The 24,205-nt window shown below is 63.9% G+C and carries 23 protein-coding genes, 1 rRNA gene and 1 pseudogene; 13 read left to right on the top strand and 12 right to left on the bottom strand.

The features are described 5' to 3' along the window. Positions 1-80: 80 nt before the first annotated feature. Positions 81-770, bottom strand: coding sequence for a hypothetical protein (locus tag KUV74_RS19575; RefSeq protein ID WP_222517151.1), 690 nt, complete (start codon positions 768-770; stop codon positions 81-83). A gap of 75 nt (positions 771-845) precedes the next feature. Further along, on the bottom strand, positions 846-1,325 hold the full coding sequence (locus tag KUV74_RS19570) for a YbhB/YbcL family Raf kinase inhibitor-like protein (RefSeq protein WP_108133225.1): 480 nt from the start codon (positions 1,323-1,325) through the stop codon (positions 846-848). A gap of 258 nt (positions 1,326-1,583) precedes the next feature. Here KUV74_RS19570 and KUV74_RS19565 point away from each other — a divergent pair, with 258 nt between their 5' ends. Together KUV74_RS19565 and KUV74_RS19560 are read left to right on the top strand one after the other, a co-directional pair. Then, positions 1,584-2,045, top strand: coding sequence for a flavodoxin family protein (locus KUV74_RS19565; RefSeq protein WP_124804193.1), 462 nt, complete (start codon positions 1,584-1,586; stop codon positions 2,043-2,045). A 474-nt stretch (positions 2,046-2,519) separates the two neighbouring features. Then, entirely contained in the window at positions 2,520-3,050 is a 531-nt protein-coding gene (locus KUV74_RS19560) for a hypothetical protein (RefSeq protein WP_222517150.1), read from the top strand. Between the two features lie 97 nt (positions 3,051-3,147). On the opposite strand, the gene fadA is transcribed toward KUV74_RS19560, so the two are convergent. Next, positions 3,148-4,326, bottom strand: coding sequence for an acetyl-CoA C-acyltransferase FadA (gene fadA / locus KUV74_RS19555; RefSeq protein ID WP_045992964.1), 1,179 nt, complete (start codon positions 4,324-4,326; stop codon positions 3,148-3,150). 23 nt (positions 4,327-4,349) lie between these two features. Beyond that, positions 4,350-6,509: a fatty acid oxidation complex subunit alpha FadB gene (gene fadB / locus KUV74_RS19550; RefSeq protein WP_222517149.1), complete on the bottom strand. Its 2,160-nt coding sequence runs from the start codon at positions 6,507-6,509 to the stop codon at positions 4,350-4,352. A 232-nt stretch (positions 6,510-6,741) separates the two neighbouring features. Between fadB and KUV74_RS19545 the strand changes: the two genes are divergently transcribed. Beyond that, positions 6,742-8,136, top strand: coding sequence for a DUF5924 family protein (locus tag KUV74_RS19545; protein ID WP_222517148.1), 1,395 nt, complete (start codon positions 6,742-6,744; stop codon positions 8,134-8,136). A gap of 148 nt (positions 8,137-8,284) precedes the next feature. Further along, positions 8,285-8,731 carry a transcriptional regulator SlyA gene (gene slyA / locus KUV74_RS19540; RefSeq protein ID WP_045992966.1) on the top strand — a complete coding sequence of 149 codons (447 nt, stop codon included), beginning with the start codon at positions 8,285-8,287 and terminating at the stop codon, positions 8,729-8,731. 145 nt (positions 8,732-8,876) lie between these two features. On the opposite strand, the gene KUV74_RS19535 is transcribed toward slyA, so the two are convergent. After that, a complete protein-coding gene (locus KUV74_RS19535) occupies positions 8,877-9,407 on the bottom strand; it encodes a hypothetical protein (protein ID WP_045992967.1) in 531 nt (176 codons plus the stop codon). Between the two features lie 111 nt (positions 9,408-9,518). Between KUV74_RS19535 and KUV74_RS19530 the strand changes: the two genes are divergently transcribed. After that, on the top strand, positions 9,519-9,965 hold the full coding sequence (locus KUV74_RS19530) for a universal stress protein (RefSeq protein ID WP_045992968.1): 447 nt from the start codon (positions 9,519-9,521) through the stop codon (positions 9,963-9,965). Between the two features lie 178 nt (positions 9,966-10,143). On the opposite strand, the gene KUV74_RS19525 is transcribed toward KUV74_RS19530, so the two are convergent. Next, a complete protein-coding gene (locus KUV74_RS19525; protein WP_108133209.1) occupies positions 10,144-12,087 on the bottom strand; it encodes an ATP-binding cassette domain-containing protein in 1,944 nt (647 codons plus the stop codon). A 200-nt stretch (positions 12,088-12,287) separates the two neighbouring features. Here KUV74_RS19525 and KUV74_RS19520 point away from each other — a divergent pair, with 200 nt between their 5' ends. The 3 genes from KUV74_RS19520 (at position 12,288) to KUV74_RS19510 (ending at position 14,940) form a co-directional block, all read left to right on the top strand. Next, positions 12,288-13,157, top strand: coding sequence for a TatD family hydrolase (locus tag KUV74_RS19520; protein WP_231498675.1), 870 nt, complete (start codon positions 12,288-12,290; stop codon positions 13,155-13,157). Position 13,158: 1 nt separating this feature from the next. Then, complete coding sequence (locus KUV74_RS19515) at positions 13,159-13,638, top strand: hypothetical protein (RefSeq protein WP_108133207.1); 480 nt, start codon at positions 13,159-13,161, stop codon at positions 13,636-13,638. Positions 13,639-13,953: 315 nt separating this feature from the next. Further along, on the top strand, positions 13,954-14,940 hold the full coding sequence (locus KUV74_RS19510; protein ID WP_222517147.1) for an MBL fold metallo-hydrolase: 987 nt from the start codon (positions 13,954-13,956) through the stop codon (positions 14,938-14,940). Positions 14,941-14,949: 9 nt separating this feature from the next. Here the strand turns inward: KUV74_RS19510 and KUV74_RS19505 are convergent, their stop codons facing one another. Then, positions 14,950-15,504 carry an elongation factor P hydroxylase gene (locus KUV74_RS19505; RefSeq protein WP_222517146.1) on the bottom strand — a complete coding sequence of 185 codons (555 nt, stop codon included), beginning with the start codon at positions 15,502-15,504 and terminating at the stop codon, positions 14,950-14,952. Between the two features lie 449 nt (positions 15,505-15,953). Between KUV74_RS19505 and KUV74_RS19500 the strand changes: the two genes are divergently transcribed. The 4 genes and pseudogenes from KUV74_RS19500 to KUV74_RS19490 all read left to right on the top strand — a co-directional run bounded on the left by KUV74_RS19500 (position 15,954) and on the right by KUV74_RS19490 (position 19,282). Beyond that, positions 15,954-17,393, top strand: a complete 1,440-nt coding sequence (locus tag KUV74_RS19500; protein WP_315900882.1) for an MATE family efflux transporter — start codon at positions 15,954-15,956, stop codon at positions 17,391-17,393. A 2-nt stretch (positions 17,394-17,395) separates the two neighbouring features. Continuing rightward, positions 17,396-18,163 (top strand): annotated as a pseudogene (locus tag KUV74_RS19495) (DUF3080 family protein); the annotation flags it as partial. A gap of 79 nt (positions 18,164-18,242) precedes the next feature. Continuing rightward, entirely contained in the window at positions 18,243-18,470 is a 228-nt protein-coding gene (locus KUV74_RS21100; protein WP_375038301.1) for a hypothetical protein, read from the top strand. Positions 18,471-18,568: 98 nt separating this feature from the next. Next, positions 18,569-19,282, top strand: a complete 714-nt coding sequence (locus KUV74_RS19490) for a hypothetical protein (RefSeq protein ID WP_045992975.1) — start codon at positions 18,569-18,571, stop codon at positions 19,280-19,282. Positions 19,283-19,393: 111 nt separating this feature from the next. Here KUV74_RS19490 and tusA read toward each other — a convergent pair whose 3' ends face one another. Next, positions 19,394-19,648 carry a sulfurtransferase TusA gene (tusA, locus tag KUV74_RS19485; RefSeq protein ID WP_045992976.1) on the bottom strand — a complete coding sequence of 85 codons (255 nt, stop codon included), beginning with the start codon at positions 19,646-19,648 and terminating at the stop codon, positions 19,394-19,396. Between the two features lie 26 nt (positions 19,649-19,674). Here tusA and KUV74_RS19480 point away from each other — a divergent pair, with 26 nt between their 5' ends. Continuing rightward, positions 19,675-19,962 carry an antibiotic biosynthesis monooxygenase family protein gene (locus KUV74_RS19480; RefSeq protein WP_045992977.1) on the top strand — a complete coding sequence of 96 codons (288 nt, stop codon included), beginning with the start codon at positions 19,675-19,677 and terminating at the stop codon, positions 19,960-19,962. A gap of 31 nt (positions 19,963-19,993) precedes the next feature. On the opposite strand, the gene rlmM is transcribed toward KUV74_RS19480, so the two are convergent. The 4 genes from rlmM to rrf all read right to left on the bottom strand — a co-directional run. Continuing rightward, positions 19,994-21,067, bottom strand: coding sequence for a 23S rRNA (cytidine(2498)-2'-O)-methyltransferase RlmM (gene rlmM / locus KUV74_RS19475; RefSeq protein ID WP_045992978.1), 1,074 nt, complete (start codon positions 21,065-21,067; stop codon positions 19,994-19,996). Then, entirely contained in the window at positions 21,057-21,494 is a 438-nt protein-coding gene (locus KUV74_RS19470; protein WP_045992979.1) for a DUF2721 domain-containing protein, read from the bottom strand. Before KUV74_RS19470 ends, rlmM begins: the two co-directional genes overlap by 11 nt. Before the next feature lie 310 nt (positions 21,495-21,804). After that, on the bottom strand, positions 21,805-23,364 hold the full coding sequence (locus KUV74_RS19465) for a BCCT family transporter (RefSeq protein WP_124804209.1): 1,560 nt from the start codon (positions 23,362-23,364) through the stop codon (positions 21,805-21,807). A 741-nt stretch (positions 23,365-24,105) separates the two neighbouring features. After that, positions 24,106-24,205 (bottom strand): 5S ribosomal RNA (gene rrf, locus KUV74_RS19460); the annotation flags it as partial.

Raw genomic sequence — 24,205 nt, 5'->3', positions numbered from 1 at the left:
GACGGTACTCCGCCCCCCGCCGGATTGCCAGTCGTCCAATGGAAGGAGAGCCTTGTCAGGCGCTGTCTTCCTATTGCTTCCTATTGCTCCCTATCTTCCTTTTCCGCCTTTTCGCCCTCGCCTTGGGCCTGGCGCTCATGGATACGCTTGATATCGGCCTTCAGGGCCCGCCGCTGGCGGCGTGTACTGAACTGCAGAGTGTCCCAGGTCTCGGGCACCAGGGTGCAGGAATCCTCGCTCTGGTGAAACACGAAACGCCGCTCGGCACCGATCGGCAGGTTCTCCGAACAGTAGGTGCCGATCACCCGTACACAGACGGCCTTGAATACCAGCCCATCCCGCGACTCGTCGATGTCGGCGATGGTGGTAATACGTTCCTTCAAGGCATTGAACGAACCGATATGAACGAAGCCACCGCTGTCCAGCGGACCCTGGTGGGTACAATGACTGGCGTTGTGGCCAGCTTCCTGCTGGTCTTCATCATCATCAAGATCCGCCTCGTGGTCACTGACATCCAGCGTCCAGTCTCCTTCCGAGGTCTCCAGCGTCATCATGATATGTTGCAAGTAGATGGGCTCGGCGCTCATGTTGCTGATCACGCACAGCGCATCCAGATTCTTTCGCTTGCCGCGATTGATGATCAGCCGGGGGCGACGCTGGCGGCGAAAGCCAAAGTACAGAAGCTGCGCGTAGATCAGCCAGATCATGAAGGAGCCGACGCTGGCCAGCGTCTGCAATACGTCCTTGTGGGCAGAAATCCATTCGTACATGGGCGTCATCCTTGAACGAGAAGCCCGTTAAAAACGGGCTTCAGTACGTCATGTTCTGATGGTGGCCGAAGCGCCTCAGGCGTCGCGCTGATAGCTCCCCACCAGCCGATTCATGCCGAGCAGGTGCGGCTCGACCTCGGACAGCAGTTCATTCATGCCGAGGCCCTCCGGCAGGTTCGTCTCGGTGTCCAGCGCCAGTACCCAGAAGTAGTAGCGGTGCACGCCATGCCCTTCCGGCGGCATCGGACCATTGAAACCGAGGTTGCCGGCGTCGTTGATTCCTCGGGTGCCTTCCTCGGTGGCCTCCTCCAGCGAGGAGAGGGACGCCGGCAGGTTGTAGAGCACCCAGTGAACAAAGCCGTAGCATCCCTTCTGGACCAGCGGCGCGTCGGGGTCGTGACAGATGACCGCCACCGACTTGGTACCCTCGGGCAGGCCATCCCAGGCCAGCGCCGGAGACAGGTCTTCTGCCTCCTGGGAGTGCCGTGCGGGGATGGCGCCATCATTGTCGAAGGCGGTGCTGGTCACTCTTAGCGAAGAAAGCGCAAAGGGCATGGTGATATCCTCCCTGGATCGAAATGGTTCACAATCTGCAAAGGGCGTCTGCGTGATGTTCATGCCACCGCTAGGAGATATTTCACCGCGGCAGCCATGTCCAGCCTTGACGAGTCGCCCCGGGCTGTCAAACCCGCATGTCTTTGACATGATGATGATCCCCCATGGCTTCAAGGGGGGCAGCCGGAAGATCGACGCACCGAACCGTCGCTCGCCACTCTAGCCACCATCCTCGCACCAGCCTTGCCGGAGCCCTGCATGAAACGTCTGCTGATCGTCGCCCATGCACCCTCGCCCAACACCCTGGCACTAAGGGAAGCGGCCGAGCGTGGCGCCCGCCACCCGGACATCGACGGCGTGGACGTCCAGGTACTGGCGCCGCTCGATGCTGGCCCCGAGGATGTCAGGAAAGCCGACGCCATCCTGCTTGGCACCACCGAGAACCTCGGCTACATGAGCGGTGCCCTCAAGGACTTCTTCGATCGTAGCTACTACCCCGTGCTGGAACACACCCAAGGGTTGCCCTGCGTACTGTACATCCGCGCGGGTCACGACGGCACCGGCACGCAGCGGGCGGTGGAAGGCATCGTCACCGGTCTGCGCTGGAAATGGGTCCAGACGCCACTGGTGCTGCGGGGTGAATGGCAGGATGACTTCACCGACCAGGTGGAGGAGCTCGCCATGACCCTGGCGGCGGGACTTGATGCGGGGATCGTGTAATCCGCGGGCGGGAAGCATGAAGCTTCCATCTCCAGAAGCAGCGCTAGTTCAGGTAGCGTGTATCACCACCCAGAGCCGAGAAGCCCCGCTACCGAGCCGCCGTCTGGTCAGCGCCTTGGCGCTATGCTCTGCCGGAGGAGACGTTCGAATAGGCCTGACGTCGCGATCGACTCGCCGCCCCCTTGCTTGCCGCAGCGAACGGAAATGTCGCCAAGACCTCACAACTATGCACCATCACATCGCCAATGGCGTATTAGATAGGTCGCATAAAGCCTCGACATTGCCAGGCCACGATCCCTGTGGAGACACTCTCACCAACGTACAGATGGGCCTTTGGCAAGATGCCTGATGTCGCCCGGACTGTGCGTCACTCACTCGATACTCGTCCGTTCAAGGGATGCCGTAAATCACGGCGAGGTCGGGGTCTACAGGGAAGTACAACGGCTCCGACCAACGGAGCCACAGGAGATGCGCATGGATGCACAGCAGACGCTGGAGGACCTACCGATCGAATTCGAAGGTCCCTCCTACACCGGTGATACTGTCTTTGGCTATCTGGTCATTGCGGTGTCGCTGATTGTCTTGATCATCGCTGTTCTCATCATCATGTTCGGCCCCGAGTACGTCAGCGTATCGATCGCCCACGGCCCCACCTTCACCCAGTTCTGGCAGCTCTACCCGGGCCCCATCGCTACCGTCGCGGGGATCGTGACGCAGCTTGGCTGGATGTTGGTCAAAAAGCAGGATGAGGTATTGTCAGAGGAGGTCTGGGATCGTGTACGCCGGCTCCTCCCGGCCTCCGCCGAGATGCCTGAGGGCCATCGGTTCGTGTTGACTCACCTCGCCGGACATCGCTACAGGGTGGAATTCGAGGAAGTGGTCGAACCATCGGACCAGCAGAACCCGCCGGACAACGTCGATCAGATCGTGCCACTGGGACGAGGAGGCGCCATGGTGCGCATCTGCCACGATCAGATGATGGCCACGGCAGCATCCAGCGGTTGAATGACTTGCGCGTGTACACTGCACTCTCGCAACAACGCCGGCACTGTCAGACAGTGCCGGCGTTTTCCGCTCTGCTCCGCCCGAAGGCGGCAAGAGTTCAGTCGAGGCGTTCGAACACGGTCGCCACGCCCTGCCCCATGCCGATACACATGGTGGCAAGACCCAGGCGGGTGTCCTGGCGCCGCATCACGTTCAGCAGGCTGTTGCTGATACGGGTGCCGGAGCAGCCCAGCGGGTGACCCAGGGCGATGGCGCCGCCGTGCAGGTTGACCTTCTCGTCCATCACGTCGAGCAGCCCCAGGTCCTTGAGTACCGGCAGCGCCTGGGCGGCAAAGGCTTCGTTGAGCTCCACCGTGTCGATGTCATCGATGCTCAGTCCCGCCGCCTTGAGCGCCTTCTGGGACGCCGGTACCGGGCCATAGCCCATGATCGAGGCGTCGCAGCCGGACACTCCGGTGGACAGCACCCGGGCAATCGGCGAAAGACCAAGGGCCTGGGCGCGTTCGTAGCTCATCACCAGCATGCCACTGGCGCCCACCGACAGTGCCGAGGAGGTGCCGGCGGTGACGGTGCCGCCACGCGGATCGAACACCGGCTTGAGGCCCGCCATGCTGTCCAGGCTGGCCTCGGGACGAATCACCTCGTCACGCTTGACCAGAATCCGGCGACCGTCGGCGTCATGGCCTTCCACACCGATGATCTCGCGGTCAAAGGCGCCGCTCTGCTGGGCCTCGTAGGCACGCTGATGGGAGCGTACGCCGAAGCTGTCCTGCTGCTCGCGGGAAATGCTGTGCAGCTTGCCCAGCAATTCGGCGGTCATGCCCATCATCATCGCTGCCTTGGCGGCGTGCTTGCTGGCGCTGGGGTTGACGTCGATGCCGTGGGTCAGCGGGATGTGCTCCATATGCTCGACGCCACCGACCAGGTAGACGTCACCCATGCCGGCCTTGATGTTGGCGGTGGCGATGTGCAGTGCGCTCATCGACGAGCCGCACAGGCGGTTGACCGTCTGGGCCGGCACGCTGCGCGGCATGGCGGTCATGATCTGGGCGTTGCGTGCGACGTTGAAGCCCTGCTCCAGGGTCTGGTTGACGCAGCCCCAGATGACGTCATCCACTTCGCCGGGATCAACGGCGGCGTTGCGCTCGAGCAACGCATTCATCACCGCCGCCGACAGGTTCTCGGCACGCACGTGGCGGAAGCCACCGTTCTTGGCCTTGGCCATGGCGGTACGGGCACCATCGACCACCACCACATCTCTCGGGTTCAAGCTCATCTGTCTTCTCCTGTCTGGTGGGGTCACTTGGCGTCGGCGTAGAAGGTCTTGCCACTGTTGGCCATCTCACGCAGGCCATCGGTGGGCGCATAAAGCGGCCCGAGCTCCTCGGCCAGGCTGTCGGCCAGGGCGACGAATTCGGCCACGCCCATGGCATCGATATAGCGCAGCGCACCACCTCGGAAGGGAGGGAAGCCAATGCCGTAGATCAGCGCCATGTCGGCCTCGGCCGGGGTGCCGACGATGTCATCTTCGAGACAGCGCACGGTCTCCATGCACAGCGGCACCATCATCCGCGCGATGATATCCTCGTCGGAGAATTCGCGGTTCTCGCTGACCACCTGCTTGACCAGCTCGATGGCGGCCTCGTCGCTGACCTTTCTGGGCTTGCCCTTGCGATCCTCTTCGTAGGCGTAGAAGCCCTTGGCGTTCTTCTGCCCCAGGCGATCGTTGTCGAACATCACCTGAATGGCGGTCTTGGCGTCACGCGCCATGCGGTCGGGGAAGCCTTCGGCCATCACCTCGTTGGCGTGCACCGCGGTATCCATGCCGACCACGTCGAGCAGATAGGCCGGGCCCATCGGCCAGCCGAACTTCTCCATCACCTTGTCGACGCGCTGGTAGTCGGCACCCTTCTCGACCAGCAGGCTGAAACCGCCGAAATAGGGGAACAGCACGCGATTGACCAGGAAGCCCGGGCAGTCGTTGACCACGATCGGCGTCTTGCCCATGGCCTTGGCGTAGGCCACGGTGGCGGCCACGGCTGCGTCGCTGGTCTTCTCGCCACGGATGACCTCGACCAGCGGCATGCGGTGCACCGGGTTGAAGAAGTGCATGCCGCAGAAGTTCTCGGGACGCTTCAGGTTCTCGGCCAGCCGGGTGATCGAGATGGTCGAGGTGTTGGACGCCAGGATGGTGTTATCGCCTACCTGCTGCTCGACCTCGCTGAGCACCGCACCCTTGACCTTGGGGTTCTCGACCACCGCTTCGACCACCAGGTCGACATTGTCGAAATCACCGTAGGACAGCGTCGGACGAATGTTGGCGAGCTTCTCGGCCACCCCTTCGACGGACAGCTTGCCGCGGGAGGCCTGCTTGCCGAACAGCTTGCGCGCCTCCTTGAGGCCCAGCTCGATGGCGTCTTCCTTGATGTCCTTCATCAGGATCGGGGTGCCCTTGGAGGCGCTCTGGTAGGCGATTCCGCCGCCCATGATGCCGGCACCGAGCACCGCCGCCTGGCGCACCGGTTGCGCCTTGCTGGCGTACTTGCCGCCCTTCTTCTTGACCACCTGGTCGTTGAGGAACAGCCCGACCAGGTTGTAGCAGACGTCGGTCTTGGCCATCTTGCAGAAGGCCTTGGCCTCGATCGCCTGTGCCCGCGCACGACCTTCACCGGCGCCCTTCTGGATCACCTTGATCGCTTCCACCGGCGCCGGATAGTGCGGCCCGGCCTTGCCGGCGACATATCCCTTGGAGGTCTCGAACACCATCATCTGCTCGACCGGATTGAGGTTCAGCGCGCTGTTCTTTTCCTCGCGCCGGGCCTTGAAATCGAGTTCGCCGGCGTTGGCTCGCGCCAGCATGTCGAGCGCCGCTGCCTCGAGGTCATCGGCGGGCACCACCGCATCCACGGCGCCGACCTTGAGGCAGGCGTCGGCACGGTTCTCGGTGCCGCCGGCGATCCACTCGATGGCGTTGTCGGCGCCGATCACCCTGGGCAGACGCACGCAGCCGCCCCAGCCGGGGACAATACCGAGCTTGGTCTCGGGCAGGCCGATCTTGGCGTCAGGCGTCATCACGCGGAAGTCGGTGGACAGCACCACCTCACAGCCGCCACCGAGGGCCAGGCCGTTGATCGCGCTGACCGTCGGGAAGGGCAGGTCCTCGAGGCCATTGAAGATGCCGTGGACCTGCTCGAGCATGCCCTGGATCTCCGCCTCGTCCTTGCCGAACATGGCGTGAAACTCGGTGATGTCGGCACCGACGATGAAGGCGTCCTTGGCGCTTTTCAGCATCAGGCCCTTGACGCCGCTCTCGCCGCGTACCGCGTCCAGCGCTTCGCCCAGCTCCTTGATCACCGCGCCAGAGAGCTTGTTGACCGATTCATCCTTCAAGTCGAAGGTCAGAGTGGCGATATCTTCGCCATTGCGAGCCACCGAAATGGCATTGCCTTGATAGATCATCCACGCATCTCCACTGAAGTCATGCCGTGTCATCCGGAAAGGGCCCGACAATCGATGGGCCAGGCGACATTCATACGCCCGTTTGATTTCGCCAGCTTGGTGCAAAGATTCACTTCCGTCAACCCCTACCAATACCTTAGAGGGCTTGCGAGGCGTTGAAGCATGCAGCGGCGCTTCACCAGCGTTTAAGCATACTGATAGCATGCCCCTCCCAGCCGCCGCGGACCACGCCATGCCCTCCTCGCCCCCTCAGCGCACCACCCTCAACGCGACGCAGCGATTCATCGAGACCTGGGTAGCGCGTCTGCGGCCCTGGCACTGGCTGTGGCCACCGCTGGCCTTTGCTGCCGGCGTCGCCAGCTTCTTTCTGGTCGAGCGCCAGCAGTGGCTCGGCGTGCTGCTGGCCGGGGGCATGCTGCTGGCCTGGACCCTGCTGCTGTCGGAGAGCCTGATCGGACGCCTGATGGTGCGGCGCGGCTATCCTGCCCTACCCCGTGGCGTCACCACCTTCATCGCCCAGATGATCCACCAGGAGACGCTGTTCTTCGCCTTGCCCTTTCTGGTCGCCACCACGGTGTGGAGCAGCGGTCAGGCGCTGTTCACCCTGTTCATGCTTGGCATGGCGGTGCTGTCCATCGTTGATCCGCTCTACTACCGACTGGCCGAACGCAAGCGCTGGCTCTACTTCGTGTTCCACGCCCAGTGCGTGTTCCTGGTGGTGCTGGTGACCCTGCCGCTGGTACTGCACCTGAGTACCGGTCAGAGCATGCTGGCGGCCGCCGTGGCCATGGTGGTATTCAGCCTGCCGAGTCTGTTGCATCTGCTGCGCCCCATGAGTCCCGCCCGCTGGCTGGCGATGTTCGCGCTGCTGCCGTTATTGGCCGGGGTCGCCTGGCTGGGCCGGGTGTGGGTGCCGCCGGCGACCCTGTGGCTGTCCGGCAGCGCCCTGTCGCCGGCCTTCGACGAGGCCGCACGCACGCCGCAGGGCTCCATGGCGCTGACACCGGAGGCGCTGTCGTCCCGAGGGCTCTATGCCTACACCGCAATCCATGCGCCACGCGGCTTGAAGGAAGAGGTGGTACACGAGTGGCGCCACGAGGGAGAACTCGTCGACCGCATCGCGCTGAATATCTACGGCGGACGCGCCGAGGGCTATCGCGCCTGGACCCGCAAGCAGAACTTTCCCGAGGCCAGCAGCGGCAGCTGGCGCATCGATGTGATGACCGCCGGCGGCCAACGTATCGGCGTATTGCGCTTCGAGGTTGCCGAAGACCCTGGGGCGGCGACCACCGCCGACGCCAGCATCGATACCCAGGCGGGCATTCCCGGCCTCAGGCTACGCTGGTTGACCGCCCGCCCCGAAGGACAGCAGGAGACACCGGACATGGCATCCGACAAGGCACGCCAGCAAGAGCCGCCGAATCACGAGGAGCCAGCCCCTGCTGAAGAGGATGCGGAGGGTGAGCCGAAAGATGCCACGGGACAAAGCGGCGAGACGAGGGAGAGCGATTCGGCAGGCGATCAGCCGGCCGAACAGAAAGGTGATCGCGAGGGCAAGGAGGAGCAAGCGCTGCAAGCAGACGATGAAGGGGAACACGACAACGGTGAGACAGGGCGTGAGTCGTAAGTCGCGAACGAGCGACAGCCAGGGAGCGGCTGTACCCCCGAAGAGTGAAGAATAGGCGCAGTTTCGAAGCAAAGGAGGGAGTTGGCTTGCATTACCGCCGCTGCGTTCGGACAATCAAATCATTTGCAGCCTTGCGATCTTGATCACTATGAACGAGAACATCGGATTTCAACTGTCTCGGGCACCACGCATCTGGCGTGCGGTGCTCGATCAGCGCCTCGCACCGTTGGGACTGACCCAGACGCGGTGGGTGACGCTCTATCACCTGTGGCGCATGCCGGACGGGCAGCCCCAGTGCGACCTGGCGCGGGCCATCGGCGTCGAGGCGCCGTCGCTGGTCAGGACGCTGGATCAGCTTTGCGAGCAGGGCCTGGTCGAGCGCTGTCCCTGTGACCAGGATCGCCGCACCAAACGCGTGCACCTGACCAAGCAGGCGACGCCTCTGCTCGAGAAGATCGATGCCATCGTGCAACAGGCCAGGGAAGAGATGCTCAAGGGGCTGGACGAGCAGGAACAGGAAAGACTCAGCGACATGCTCAGCCGCATCGAGGCCAACGGTCAGGCCTTGCTGACGCCGGATGATTGCCAGCGCTGACACCTGAGCTCGACGAGCCCAGCAAGAGCCTCGCCGAGATCGCCTTCAAAGCCCGCCCTGACACCTGGGCCGGATACCCAGCCTGACGCAGCCCTGTTCGATCCTGGGTGGTCGATCGCCATCGTCCATTGTCGAGCCGCCAATATCAGGGCGGCGAGTTGGGGAGATTGGCGGCGGGACGATCCGGACGTCCCTGCAGGGCGTCGCGTAGCGCCGTCGCAGGCGCCGCCAGGCTGCCGAAGGCGTCGGCCTCCAGCGACTCTTCCCACCACAGCGTCAAGGCCTTGTCGCTGGATTCGACCACGCAGGCGTCCTCGGGCAACTGGGTAAGCAGTCGCGACAGTCGCGCATTGATCACCGATGGCAACGGCTCCAGCGGCTGAATCCGCCAGCGCCAACCATTGTCGTAGTCGAACGACTTGAGCGCCTCGCTGGCACGTTCTGTGCGTACCAGCACAAAACGTGGGCCAGGCCGCTGGCTCGGATAGACCCAGCGATAGGCCGCCATCTTGTCGGTCTCGCCGTGCAGCGGTGGCGTCTCCAGCTTGACGCTGGCCCCCGCCTCGATCGCCACCTGGCGCAGCGACCCCTGACGACGCTCTCGGGCGGTGGGGCGCAGCCACATGGCCGGGGCGAAGACCATTCCTACCACCCCCAGGATCAGCAGCCACAACATACGGTTTCCTCAGAAAAATCGTTGATCATCAGCATTGTTTTGACGGGACTGGCGGCCTAGAGTGGAAGCACAGACCTTTTCTCAACCGACCGCCGCTGGAGGCGTAGTCCCGTGAGCAATGAATATCGTCATGTGCTGGTGGCCGTGGACCTCACCAAGGACTCCCACAAGATCCTCGAACGCGCCCTGCAGATCGCCGATCGCAACCACGCGAAGCTGTCGATCATGCATACGCTGGAGCCCCTCGGCTTTGCCTACGGGGGCGACATCCCCATGGACCTGACCAGCATCCAGGACCAGTTGGACGACCATGCCAAGCAGCGCCTGGCCGAGATCGCCGATGCCCACGTGGCGCGAGACGACCAGCACGTGGTCGTCGGCATGCCCGATACCGAGATCCATCGCTTCGCCGATGAGCACGACGTCGACCTGATTGTGGTCGGCTCCCACGGCCGTCATGGCTTCGCCCTGCTGCTCGGCTCCACCTCCACCGGCGTGCTCCATGGTGCTCAGTGCGACGTACTGGCCGTGCGCGTCGGCAAGGAAAGCGAAGAGTAACCCCAGCGGTTGACCGGATCGCACCTCGCGGCAACCGCATCGCGCCCACTGCCCCGTTCATTCCCGGGAGCTTGCCCTCGCCCGTCCACCCAAGCGGTGGACGGGCGAGGCTCCTTTCGCAAGGCGCCTATCGAGCGACTCCTCGGTACCACGCAAAGGGGCCAGAGCGCGTCCGTGTCTACTCGCCGGCGGCCATGGCCTCGAGTTCCATCCAGCGCTCCATGACCGCGTCGAGGCGTTCCTGAGTCTCCTGCAGCAACGCCAGACGCTCGGTGACCACACCGGATGGCTGCTGGTAGAAGTCGGGCTTGCCCGCCTCCGCCTCGAGCTCGGCCACCTCAGACTCCAGCCGTTCGATCTCCGCCGGAAGGCCATCGAGCTCCCGCTGCAGCTTGTAGGATAGCTTGACCGGCTTGGCCTTGGCTGGCGCTGCGGCCGTGTCCGCCGTATCCGTCTTGCTGGATGCCGGCGCCGGTGCCGCGTCATCCGCGGTCGGCTCCACCCGCTGGCGCGCCGCACCCTCCCAGGGCGCCGGCGGCAACTTGCCGCCCTGGCGGACCCAGTCGCTGTAGCCACCGACGTACTCGCGTACCTGCCCCCTGCCTTCGAAGGCCAGCACGCTTGTCACCACGTTGTCCATGAAGGCGCGGTCGTGTGATACCAGCAACAGGGTGCCGTCGAAGTTGAGCAACAATTCCTCGAGCAGCTCCAGGGTCTCGACGTCCAGGTCGTTGGTCGGCTCATCGAGCACCAGCACGTTGGCCGGCTGGGTGAACAGCTTGGCCAGCAGCAGGCGGTTGGACTCGCCCCCGGACAGTGCCTTGACCGGCTGACGCGCACGCTCCGGCGAGAACAGAAAGTCCTGCAGGTAGCTCATCACGTGGCGGTCCTTGCCACCCACCGTGACCCGATCACTGCCCTGGGCCACGTTGTCGTAGACGGTGCGCTCAGGCTCAAGCCCGGCGCGGAGCTGGTCGAAGTAGGCGACCTGAAGCTTGGTCCCCAGCCGCACCGTGCCTTCGCTCGGCTCGAGTTCGCCCAGCAGGATCTTCAACAGGGTGGTCTTGCCGGCGCCATTGCGCCCGATCAGACCGATACGATCCCCACGCTGAATCTCGATATTCAGGTCACGGATGACCGTCGCATCCTCGAAGTGCTGGGTGACGTGAGACAGCTCCACCACCCGCTTGCCGCTGCGTTCGCCGGTATCCACCGTCAGCGAAGCATTGCCCTGACGCTCGCGCCGCTGGCTACGTTCGCGGCGCAACTGCTCGAGCGCCCTCACCCGTCCTTCGTTGCGCGTACGTCGGGCCTTGATCCCCTGACGAATCCAGGCTTCTTCCTGGGCCAGTTTCTTGTCGAACTCGGCGTTCTCCCGGGCCTCGACCTCAAGCTCGTGCTGCTTCTGGGCCTGGTAGGTGGCGTAGTCACCGGGATAGCGCCCGAGCTTGCCACGATCCAGCTCGAGGATCCCGGTGGCCAGACGCGACAGAAAGGCGCGGTCGTGGGTGATGAACAGCACCGCGCCGGCAAAGGCGGCAAGCTGTTCCTCGAGCCAGGCGATGGTGTCCAGGTCCAGGTGGTTGGTCGGCTCATCGAGCAGCAGCAGATCAGGTTCGGCGACCAGCGCCCGAGCCAGCGCCACTCGCCGGCGCCAGCCGCCCGACAGCGAGGACATCTCGGCGTCTTCGGGCAGCCCCAGGCGGGTCAGCACCACATCGATCCGCTGGTGGAACGACCAGCCGTCGATGGCCTCCAGCCGCGTCTGCAGCGTGGCCATGCGGTTCATGTCCGGATCCTCGGACTGCACCAGATGGTGATACTCGGACAGCAGATCGCCGGCCTCGGGCAGGCCCTGGGCCACCACATCAAAGATGGTCTCGCCGCTGGCCTCGGGCAGGTCCTGCTCGAGCACCCCGATCTTGAGGCCTGGGGCGCGCCAGATGGTGCCGCTGTCGGCCTGATTCTCGCCCGCCACCAGTCTCAGCAGCGTGGACTTGCCGGTGCCATTGCGGCCCACCAGCGCCAGCCGCTCTCCCCGCTCGAGCACCAGGTCGGCACCGTCGAGCAACACATGGTGGCCATAGGCCAGTTGCAACTGCTCCAATCGTAGCAGGGTCACGCTTCACCTCTTCGCTTGATCATCGCGACAGTGTACCTCATGCCCCCCTCCTGCTGGCATGACCGATCCCACCTGAGAGTCAAAATCAGAGACCACGCGATCAGCGACATGGCCACCTCGAGCACCGCACCACGTGGTTGTGCCGCCGACACACAGGTACAATGCGCCTCCATCGATATAGCCGCCCCAAGGAGACCGCGTTGTCCGTCCCAGACAAGCCAGCCCCAGACGAGACGCTGCCGAACCCGCTGCCGGAGCCGCTGCGCTTTCACTCGCCTGCCCCTCTGGTCGACATCGGCGCCAACCTGACCCACGAGAGCTTTACCCACGATATCGATGCCACCCTCGCCCGTGCCCGCGCGGCCGGCGTCGAGACGCTGATTCTCACCGGTACCGATCGTGAGCATGCCGAACAGGCGGTGGCCCTGTGCCAGGCCCACGAAGGCCTTTACGCCACCGCCGGCATTCACCCGCACCAGGCCAGCGAATGGGGTCCGGAGCTCGAAGCCGCCATGGCCGAGCTACACCAAAAGCCCCAAGTGGTCGCGGTGGGAGAATGTGGCCTCGACTTCAATCGCAACTTCTCGACCCCGGCCGAACAGGAACGCGCCTTCGAGGCGCAACTCGCCCTGGCTGCCGAGTCGGGGCTGCCATTGTTCCTGCACGAGCGCGACGCCGGTGCCCGAATGCGTGACATCCTCGGCGCCTGGCGAGATGATATTTCACGGGCGGTGATACATTGCTTCACCGCGGATCGCGAGACGCTCCACGGCTACCTGGATCTTGACCTGCACATTGGCCTGACCGGCTGGATCTGCGACGAGCGCAGGGGCCATCATTTACGTGATCTGGTAGGCGACATCGCCGCCAATCGACTGATGGTGGAGACCGACTGTCCCTACCTGTTGCCGCGTAATCTGCCGGCCAAGCTCAAGGGCCGCCGCCACGAGCCGGCGCTGCTGCCCTGGATCGTGCGAGAGATCGCCCACTGGCGCGGCGAAAGCGAAGCTGAGCTTGCCGCCAGCAGCACCGCGACGGCCCGCGCCTTCTTCGATATCAAGGAGTCCTGACATGGGCGACATGCCTGCCTTTATCGCCGTGGAGACCGGCGGCGACGGCGATCTGCCCCTGGCCATCGCCTGGAGCCTCGACGATGGCCGCATCAAGCACACCCTGATCCAGCCCGACGAGGACTGGCTCGATGCCGAGACGGTGTCCCTCGGCGACTACAGCCGCGAGGAACTGGCCAGCATCGGCGTGAGTCCGCTGGACGTGATCCGTGAACTGGAGACCGATCACTTCAATGCCACCCTGCTGACCGCCGGCGTATTCGACGACGAGGCGGCCATCTCACGGCTGTTCGACACCTACGGTCTCGACCCCTTCGTCGAGCTGGCCCCGGCAGAATCCCTCTATCCCGACCTGGATCCTGGCGAGTGGGCGCGCGCCCGCAACGAGCTGTTTGCCGAACTGGGCCTCGAGCCCATGCGTCCGGAGCAGGAGGTAGAGGTAATGTTGCATCTGCACAAGCGACTCAGCGACAGCGACTGAGACCGCAAACGAAATGCGACCGCTGACGGTGCGACTCGGGCCGTCAGTCCTACCAGCAGTCCTCCCGTCAGCCCTCCCATAGCTCCATCCCCTGTTACCAGGGCTTCAGGCGTTCTCGCGAACTATCGCTTGGTCACGAAGCAGTACCGCCCCTCCCGGCGCGAAGCAAAGCAGCGGCTGGCGTCACCCCCGCGTGGTGGTCGCGGTATACCTTGGTCGACTGGTCTCCTCCCTCCTCTCGGGCCAGGCTTGTTCTTCCCAACAAATCGAACTTAAGTACGCCATCCGAACAATAAGCTTCGAGAGAGTGACCCCATGCCCATTACTACGACCATTGCCACGTCTTTTGCCCAGCCCCGTCGTCTTGCCAGCCCCCGACCTGCCCCCCGCGCCATCGCCACCTTCCTTGCCCTGGCCAGCGCAGCCCTTTTCAGCGCAACCCTGTCCACCTCCGCCCAGGCCGACACCAGTATCGTGATGCTGGGCACCGGCACCCCGGTACCCGACGGGGAGCGGGCCGGTTCCGGGGTCGCGGTCATCCATGATGGCGAGGCCTATCTCTTCGATGTTGGCCCCGGCGTCGTCGAGCGCGCCAGCCAGGCCCAGGAGCGAATGGGCATCGAAGCGCTCGCCCCGGTGAACATCGAGCGGCTGTTTCTGACCCACCTCCACAGCGACCATGTACTGGATTACCCGGAACTGCTCGGCACCTACTGGTGGCGCCGCGAGCAGCCCATCTCGGTGGTCGGCCCGGTGGGTTCCGAGGCCATGAGCCAAGGGGTCTACACCATGCTGGCCGAGGACACCAATACGCGCCTGGCCGACAAGAGTCCTGTCACCAATCCTGCGGCGGCCAGGGCCCTGGTGACCGAAATCGAGAAGGAGGGGCTGGTCCACGAGTCACCCGGCATCAGCATCCACGCCTTCGGGGTAACTCATGGAGACTGGGAGCAGGCCTACGGCTACAAGGTCGTCACCGATGACCTGACCCTGGTGATCTCGGGTGACACGTCGCTTTCCGAGGAAGTGCGTCGCCAGGCGAGCGGCGCAGACGTACTGATCCACGAGGTGATCAGCCGTCAGGGGTGGGAACAACTGTCACCGCAGTGGCAGGCCTACCATCAATACGCCCACACGCTGAGCGATGAACTGGCAGAGTTGGCCCGGGAAGCGCGTCCCGGGACCCTGGTGCTGACCCATGTTCTGCACTACTCGGCCCCGCGGGAGAGCGTGCTTGACGAGGTTCGCGCCGACTATGATGGCAGGGTGCTGCTACCCGATGATCTTGACGTCATCGAGTGACCGACACCATCAGGCGATGGCAGGCTCGAGCTGCTCTCGTCCGAGCTCGATCGCCTCGCTCAACGCCAGCCCTTGCCGATAGAAGCCGCGCAGCGCCGCTTCGAAGGCTGCCGCACGGCGCGGCAGTCCTTCGTCACGGTAACGGCGGGCACGCTCGGCCACCCGTCGGGCGAAGCCTTCACGATCGACCTCCACCTCGCCGAGGTTGTCGACGCTGACGTGAAAGGTCAGCCCGGCCGCCTCGCTGAAGATGCGCTCCAGCGCCTGGGGCGCCACCTCGACCTTCTCGAAGGCCTGCTGCTGCATCTCGCTGCGACCGTCAGGCTCGTACCAGTAGCCGTAGTCTTCCAGCAGTCGCCGGCGCGGCCCGGCGATACACCAGTGACTGACCTCGTGCAGAACGCTGGCAAAAAAGCCCCGTGCGAAGATCACCCGATGCCAGGGCACCTGTTCGTCGGCGGGCAGATACAGTGGCTCATCACCGCCACGCACCAGACGGGTATCGCAGGGGCCCAGAAACAGCCCATCGAACAGTTCGATCACGTCTTCCAGGCGGTGCTCCACAAGGGCTCCTTCACGTCGAGCGTTTGTCTAAAGCGGCGGCGGGTTGTTGACCAACGCCACTACCGAGCGATGTTGGCGAGGGCACTTGCCAAGGGCGCCTGCCGACAACGATTGCCGAACCCGCCTGGCGAGAACAGTGGCCGATGCCGATTGGCGCGAGCCGGCAAGGATACCAAGGCTTGGCGCACAGCCAAACTCTCGAAGCGTTCGATTCTGGCGACATCGCTGGTTTGATTGACCAGACACCGATGACAGCGCTCCGCCTTGGCGCACTGGCAACTGGCCGCGCGGCGCCAAGATGGTGCATCGCTGGTACACTCTCACGGTACCCCGTGTCCCGAGTCGGCGCTTGCCCGGCGATCACCTCTTGGCCGTCTGTCCCGACAGCGGCCCGCTGACTCAAGGCACCAGGGCAAGAAGCCCGTATTCTCTGCATGGAGCCCACCAACGTGCGTCCTTTCCCCACCGGCCTCGGCGCCACCAGCCGCCGCGAGAGCTGGCCCTTGATCCGTCTGGCATTGCCCATCTGTGGCGCCCAGCTGGCCCAGGCCGGCATGAGCGTCGTCGATATCATGATGACTGGCCGCCAGAGCGCCACCGATCTTGCCGCGGTCTCCGTCGGTGCCAGCCTGTGGATGCCCTTGATGCTGTTCATGACCGGCACCCTGATGGGACTGACCCCGATCGTCGCCCAACTGCTGGGAGGCGGGCGCCAGGCGGGCATTCGTCCCAACGTGCACCAGGCGCTGTGGGTGGGCCTGGTGCTGGGGCTGATCTCGGCGCTGCTGCTGCGCCTGGCGGTGGCGCCGGTATTCGCCTGGATGGAGGTCCCCTCCGAGGTAGCCGAACGCGCTCGTGACTATGTTGGCGCAGTGGCTTTCGGAATGCCCGGCGTCGCTATCTTTCTGGCGCTGCGAGCGTTCTCCGACGGGGTCAATCATACCCGACCGGCGCTGTGGATCAGCCTGATCGGGCTGGCCGTGAATATTCCCAGCAACTATGTGCTGATCTACGGTGGTGACGGTTTCACTCGCCTGCTGGGCGACGCCACCCCCGGCTGGTTGGCCGACCTGCCGGCACTGGGCGCCTATGGTTGCGGCATCGCCACCGCCATCGCCATGTGGGTGATGACCCTGGCGATGATCCGCTACACCCAGAAGAGCCGCGCCTACGGCAGTATCGAACTGTGGCACTCGCCCACCCGTCCGAATCCCCGGATGATCGCCGAACTGCTCTACGTAGGCGTTCCCATCGGTGTGGCGATCTTTGTCGAGGTCACCCTGTTCACCCTGATCGCGCTGTTTATCGCAAGCCTCGGCGAGATCGTGGTGGCCGCTCACCAGGTGGCGCTCAACTACACCTCGGTACTGTTCATGCTGCCGCTGTCACTGGGTATGGCCTTGACGGTGCGGGTCGGCAACACCCTCGGCGGTGGCGACCCTCGGCTGGCGCGACTGGTGGCCTGGAACGGCATCCTGATCGCGCTACTGGTGGCGCTGTTCAACAGCCTGCTGCTGTGGCTGACGGCGGAGACCATCGTCGGACTCTACACCCATAACGTCGAGGTCCAGGCACTGACCCTGTCGTTGGTGGGACTGGCGATGCTCTATCAGGTATCGGATTCCCTGCAGGTGGCCCTCGCCGGCGCCCTGCGCGGCTACAAGGATACCCGGGTGATCATGTTCATCACCCTGCTGGCGTACTGGCTGGTCGGCCTCGGCGGCGGCCACCTGTTGGGACGCTACGGGGTTGGCGACTGGATCGAACCGATGGGGGTACACGGCTACTGGATCGGGCTGATCGCGGGGCTGACCGTCGCCGCGCTGCTGCTCGGTGAGCGCTTCCGGCGCAAGGCCAGAAGCGTTGCCAGGCGCGCGGAGGACGGCTGAGCATGAACGGCTTTCGTCCTGGCCGGTGGCGGCTGCTGCTGCTCACCTCCTGCCTGTCGCTGCTGGTGGGCTGTGGCGACTCGGCGCTGGAACGTGATCTGCTGGCCTATCAAGAGCGGCTAGCCGAGGCACTCGATCAGCCACCACCGGAGCCCGCGCCGGTGGCCAACATCGGCGACTTCCCCGAACGCCGTCAGTTGACGATCGAGATCCCGCCGATCAGGGAAGGCATGCTCGACGTCTTCGCCCTGCGCGGCTGCCATATCGCCAACCTGGTCGCCGAGCGCAACAACCAGCTTGGCAAGACCGCCGCCCCCAGCCAGCGCTGGCTCTACGAGCTGCGTCTGTGGCGCCGCCTCAGTGCCTGCTGGAACGCCGACGCCGCCGACGCCCTGGCCGAGGGTGACCGCCAGCGCCTGGCTCGCCTGACTGACGTCAAGACACGCCAACTGCCGCTGGCCAGCTACAACGCCCTGGTCTCCTCCGAGGAGTGGACCGGCAGCTTCTCGCGGGCAAGCTCTCCCCTGCCTCTCGACGAACTCTCGGCGGTCGACGAGCAGCTTGCGGCGCTTGGCTATCTGAACGAAGCGGTCATCCACCAGTTCGACCGCCAGTGGACGCCAGAGTCCGGGCCACTGGAACAGGCGCTTGCCACCCTGCGGGATCGTCCACTGAGTGCCGAGCTGATGCGCGCCCTGATGCTGGCAAGCCAACGCCTCGAGGAAGCCAGTCGACTGCTTGAGAGCGCCCTCGCCTCCCGCCATGGCTCAGACAACGACCGGACCGGCGCTGATGCGGCATGTTCACAGGCGACGACGCTGCCCGAGGAAGGCGACACCCTAGCGTCACTTGAGCGCCTCGAGACGCAGGCGCTACGCTGGTTCGCTGGCATGGACCGACTGCTGGACGCCCATGTGGCGGGCAGCCAGGCCTTTCAGGACTACCGCCGGCAATGGCTCGACCTGGACAGCGAAACCACGCCACTGGCAAGTTTCGTGCGCGTACGAGACGATCACCTGTGGTTGCGTCAGCAATGGCGTCAACGCTGTGATACCCACGAGGACTTACGCTAGTTGATGAGTCTGTGCTATTGATGAGAACAGGGACGTAGAGCGCAGCGTCCGGCCCCGGGCCGAGATGCGATGCCGTAAGCAAGCAGCCGCTGGAGGGAGATCATGGGCATTCCACTGTCACCCCGCCCCGCTCGGGTCATCGACCTGGAGAGCATGCGCCAACGCCAACTGGCCCGCAGACGCCTGGTTCGCCTGGCCCCGGAGCTCGATGGACTGGAGATGGTGTACCGACTCGACGCGCACCCGGATACCCTGTACGGCATGCCGATACTGGCCTGGGGGATGCGTGAGAACGGCGATATTGTCGGGCTGGTCCCGTGGATGGAGTCGCTGACGCCATGCGAGCAGCTCGACGATCCGGACCACGGTCACTTCGTCGGCTACCGTGATCCGGAAACCGAGGAGTTGTTCGACCAGCCCCCGGAACACAAGGAAATGGAACTGGCCCACGCGGCGGCCTACTTCGAATACGAGGATACCCGCGAAACCACCCTGATCCAGAGCCTGCCGGATCATCAGGGTACCCACGCCCTGTGCATGGACGAGGAAGGCGCGCCCTGGCAGCTCAAGCAGGTCTTCGGCTGGCGCCTGTACAGCGATGGCACCATCGAGTCCCTGCTGGCCGACGAGAACCTGATCGAAACCGTCCCGGTACTGCCCGGCGACGCCTGTCTCTACCCGGGCCACAGCCGACACCGGGTGGTGTACTTCTTCCAGCGCCAGATCGCCAATCGCATTCGCCAGGAAGACCCGGCGACGCTGGAAGCTCTGGCCATGATGGTCATGCCTGACGACGATGAGGAAGCCGCGCCATAACGTAAGAAGGAGCGTCGGGAGGAGCGTCGGAAGGAGCGTCGGAAGGAGCGTCAGGATCAGCGTCACCACCGGGGAGGGGGCTCAAGCGTTGAGTCCCCTCCCTCGGCAATATCATCCCAGCCGGATAAAGTAGAAGTGCGAGCCATCTTCAAGACTGCGATGCTCCACCAGCTCGTGCCCGAGAAACTGGCAGAACTTGGGCACATCTCGGGTGGTCGCCGGATCTGTCGCCGTGACCTTGAGCACCTGGCCAGGACTCATGTCCCGCACCGCGTTGTGCATCATCATGATCGGTTCAGGGCAGAACAGACCGCTGGTATCCAGTTCCTTGTCGCTTGCGGGCAGCGCATCGGAAGAATCCACCATCAATACCTCGGAGTTGGAGTGAAAGCATGATCAAGATCATCATCGAGCGCCGCATCATGCCGGGCCTGGAAGAAGAATACGAGCAGGCCGCACGAGAGGCCATGCGCCAGTCGCTGGGCGCCGATGGCTTCTTCGGCGGCGAGAGCCTGGTCGAACAAGGACGCTCCGACCGCCGTCTGATGATCACCAAGTGGCGCGATCTGCGCGCCTGGAAGGCATGGTACAACAGCGAGGCCCGAGAAAGAGTGATGCAGCACGTCCAGCCGCTGCTGACCGAGGCAGAGAACGTCCGGATCTTCGAACCGGCCTACTGACCCACGCCCATCTGCTGCCCGTGTCGCCGCCTCAATCGAGGCGAACGTGCACGGTGACCTCTTCCCTGTCGTGATAGAGGTGACGACAGCGTATTTCGGCCCGAACCCCGGCCTCCTGCAAGCGTGACGCGAGGCCGGAAAGACACAGCGATACCTCCTCCCAGCGCTTCTTCATCGGCAGCTTCAAGTTGAACACCGCCTCGCGACACCAGCGCTGCAACAGCCAACGCTCCATCATGGTGATGACGCGCGAGGGCTTGTCGACGATGTCGCAGACCAGCCAGTCCAGGCGCATCGGCGGCTCCCACACGAAGCCATCCTCACGCAGATGCTCGACCATGCCGCTGGCCATCAGGGCCTTGTCCATGGGGCCATTGTCGATGGCGTAGACCTGCATCCCCCGCTGCACCAGCTGCCAGGTCCAGCCCCCCGGGGCAGCACCAAGATCCGCCGCCTGCATGCCCTCCCCGAGCCGCTCGTCCCACTCGTCACGCGGCACGAATTCATGCCAGGCCTCCTCGAGCTTCAAGGTCGAGCGGCTTGGCGCAGCGTGGGGGAAGCGCAGACGTCGAATGCCGCCGGGGAATTCACTGCGATTGCCGGGAAAGCTCATCGCCAGCTGGACCCGGTCACCGTCACGCCAGACCAGGTGCAGCCGTCGTCCTCCCGCCTTGCGCCGCAAGGCACCACGCTTCTTGAGCTGGGAGTTGAGCGGGCGTTCCAACGCCTTCAACAGGCTACTCAGCGCCTTGGCCTCGTTGGTATCCGGGGTCTCCTGCCAGATCGACTCGAAGCTCCAGCCACAGGCCTTGAGCTGCTCGAAGATGGGCGAGAGTCGATCGTCCCGGGACAGCGAGAGCTCCGGCAGGGCCAGCAACGACTGGCGGGCAAATACCAGCTCGTCGAGACGCAGGCGACGATGCAAGTCATTGGCCGGGTGCTCGCCGTCCATGCTGACCCTGACCAGCCCCTCCTCCATCAGGGGCTCGACGCTGGCGCCCTCGCCTTCGGCCAGGAACTCAGCGTGCAGGCGGTCGGTAAGCTCGGCGGCCAGGTCCGGCTCGAACCCCGGGCGACAGAATAGAAGGATTTGATCAGGCGTCATGGGTAAAGGTTCTCTTTCTCCAGTCGAGTCCGGCGCGTCCCTCGGCGGTCAGTTCGATATCCTTCAACTGAACATTCAGGGCGTTGGTGGAGATCACCACCTCCCACAACGAAAACACCAGGGATATCGACAGCGATGCCAGGCTGATGCCGAAAAGCAGCATACCCAGCGGCGTCCATGACAGGAACAGCGCAAACATCGACAGGGTACACAGCAGGAAGCTGAAGACCCCGGCGATCTGCATTCGCTTGGTCAGCGAGATGCGCCTGCGCAGTAGTCGGATCTGGGTGACGTGATCCTCTTCCCCCTCCTTTACCTGCTCCGCCAGCTTGCGGATCAGTCCGGCCAGGGTCAGGAAGCGGTTGGTATAGGCCAGCAACAGCAATGAAATGGCGGGAAACAGCAGGGCCGGCGTGGTTAGATTCACGGGGGCACTCCAGAGGATCGACGAAAGTCGATCATGGTAGCAGTCACGGCGCCTGGCGACGAGTCGCGCGGCCCTTCCCCCAGCCTCGAAGGTCAGCTTGACGCACCAGGTGCGACACACCCGGTACGCTGAGACAAGCTCGCGTGGAAAGACGCACAACTTGCCGATCCGGTAGCGACCGCCGGATCGCTGTGCCTTATACGAAACTGCCCCCGACGCAAGCGTCGGGGGCAGACAATGGAGCGGAGGCCGCAATCAGGACTCAACCTGCAGAGCCATCAGGCCGCGGCCAACAGAGGCGATGTCCCGATTACAGGATGCCCTGCTCCTTGGCCATCTGACGAGCCGCCCGAGGGGCCGTCCACAATGTCGGCAGCAGCACCAGCGACACCGGGATGGCGGTGATCACGATAAACTGCTGCAGGGCACTGATCTGGCCTGCACCCATTCTCAGCAGAATGGCGGCCATCAGCGCCATGGCGATGCCCCAGAAGGCACGAACCAGAGCATTGGGCTCGTCGTGACCGGCACCGACCACGGAAATGGCGTAGCTCATGGAGTCACCGGTCGTCGCCACGAAGATGGTGGTCAACAGCAGGATGGCCATGGCCATCAGGCTTCCGCCGGGCAGCGCCTGGGCCACGGTCAGGGTCGCGACATCAAACTGGAAGTTGTTCAGCGCCTCGGTCAGATCGATGGCACCACTCAGTTGATAGTAGATGCCGGAACCGCCCAGCAGGGTGAACCAGATCATGGTAGCCACAGGCGCCATCACCGCCACCGCCAGAATCATCTGCCGGATGGAGCGTCCACGAGAAATCCGAGCGACGAAGATCGCCATCAGCGGGCCGTAACCGATAAACCAGGCAAAGAAGAACACCGTCCACCACTGCATCCACCAGTCCGGTGCGGTCTGGGTGGTCATGGTCGCCATCTCGAAGAACGAGCTCAGATAGGCGCCCGCCCCCTGGGTAAAGGCATCGGTCAGAAACAGCGTCGGTCCCAGGATAAAGATCGTCGCAGCGATCGCCAGAGCCAGAAACACGTTGAAGCGGCTGAGGATCTGGATCCCCTTGTGGATTCCGGTGACCGCCGAGGTCACGTACACCACCCCCAGAGCAGCAAGCACCATCAATTGGGTGCTGTAGCCTTCACTGACACCGAACAGCTCATGAAAACCGAAGCTGACCTGAGTCGCCAGGAAACCGATGGGGCCGACGGTACCCGCCACCACGGCGATTACGCACAGAGCGTCGACCAGGCCACCGAAGGGCCCCTTCATGACCTTTTCGCCCAGCACCGGATACAGCAGGGTCCGCGGCTGCAGCGGCTGTCCCTTGACGTAGTGGGCATGAGCCAGCACCACCGACGCCAGCGTACCCAGCACGGCCCAGGCCAGCAGCCCCCAGTGCATGAACGACTGGGCCAGAGCCCCTGAAATGGCCTCGGCCGTCCCGGCTTCGCTGTTGAAGGCCGGCGGCGTCACCACGAAGTGATAGACCGGCTCACCGGCGGCGAAGAACACACCGCCGCCCGCGAGCAGCGTGCACATGATCATCGACAGCCACTTGAAGGTACTGATCTCTGGCGTCTCGAGATTGCCGATACGCGCCTTGGCGCTGGGAGACACGGCGATGCCCATGGCGATGAAGAAGGTCGCCAGCAACAACAGCTGGAAATAGCTGCCCAGGGTCTTGGCGGTCCAGGCGAAGCCTGCCGAGATGCCGTTGGCAACCATCTCGATGTCGTACACAGACAGGGCGACGAAGCCCATGATGAAGCCGATGCTCAAGATGAGCACGATGGGATCACCCAGTCGAGAACCGGCCGAAGAAGCCCGCGAGTCGGAGGAAGCGGTGGTATGACTCATGTGGTGGGTAGCGACAGCAGACTAGGGTCAGGCTGTCGGACTCTCCTTTTGGGAAAGATGAATGGCGCCCTGATGGGCATGAAGGAAGCACGGAGGATTCCGCGATTTCATGACAGCTCTGTGGCTGAAGGGAAAGGATTCACCGCGCCTCATGCGCGAATCGAACCCGGCGACGCGCCTGGAACCCGTTCCAGGCTTATCGTAAAAAAAGCATGACAATGTCGACGCCGCGTGACCACCCCCTGAACAGCGCGATGGTTCAACGCTTGAGTCTTTTTCCGGTCATGCCAGCATGCCACTGGAGGGGTATACGACCTCCGGGCGTCACACAAACACCAGCGCCCTCGCATGGGGGTGAGTCACCCCGAAGCTCTTTACAAGGGCTGCTGCGAAGCTGCAAGGGGTGACGAACGACGCGAGCTTCTCCTTGAGAAGAGCCAGGCCGGACCGCGCCGAGGGGGTTATCGTCCCGCGCCCGCTTATAGAAAGCGAGCTTAACCTTGTGGAAATTCCGGTATCCGGAGTTGTACTAGAAACAAGGCAGCTTATCTCTCGCATGGGGGTGAGTCACCCCGAGCTTTTGCAGCGAAGCTGCAAGGGGTGACGAACGACGCGAGCTTGCGAGCGGCCGGACCGCGCCGAGGGGGTTATCGGCGCGGCCCCACATATAAAGAGAGGGGTCTTCCCCATGCGTACGAAAAAGCCCAACTCCTCTCGGAATTGGGCTTCTTCTGAATAAATGCCTGACGATGACCTACTCTCGCATGGGGAGACCCCACACTACCATCGGCGCTGAGCGGTTTCACTTCTGAGTTCGGCAAGGGATCAGGTGGTTCCCACT

Origin of the sequence: Halomonas sp. DP1Y21-3 (genome assembly GCF_019801245.1) — a bacterium.
GTDB lineage: Bacteria > Pseudomonadota > Gammaproteobacteria > Pseudomonadales > Halomonadaceae > Halomonas > Halomonas litopenaei.
Note: the sequence above shows the minus strand (reverse complement) of the source record. Positions and strands in the feature narration are given on the sequence as shown.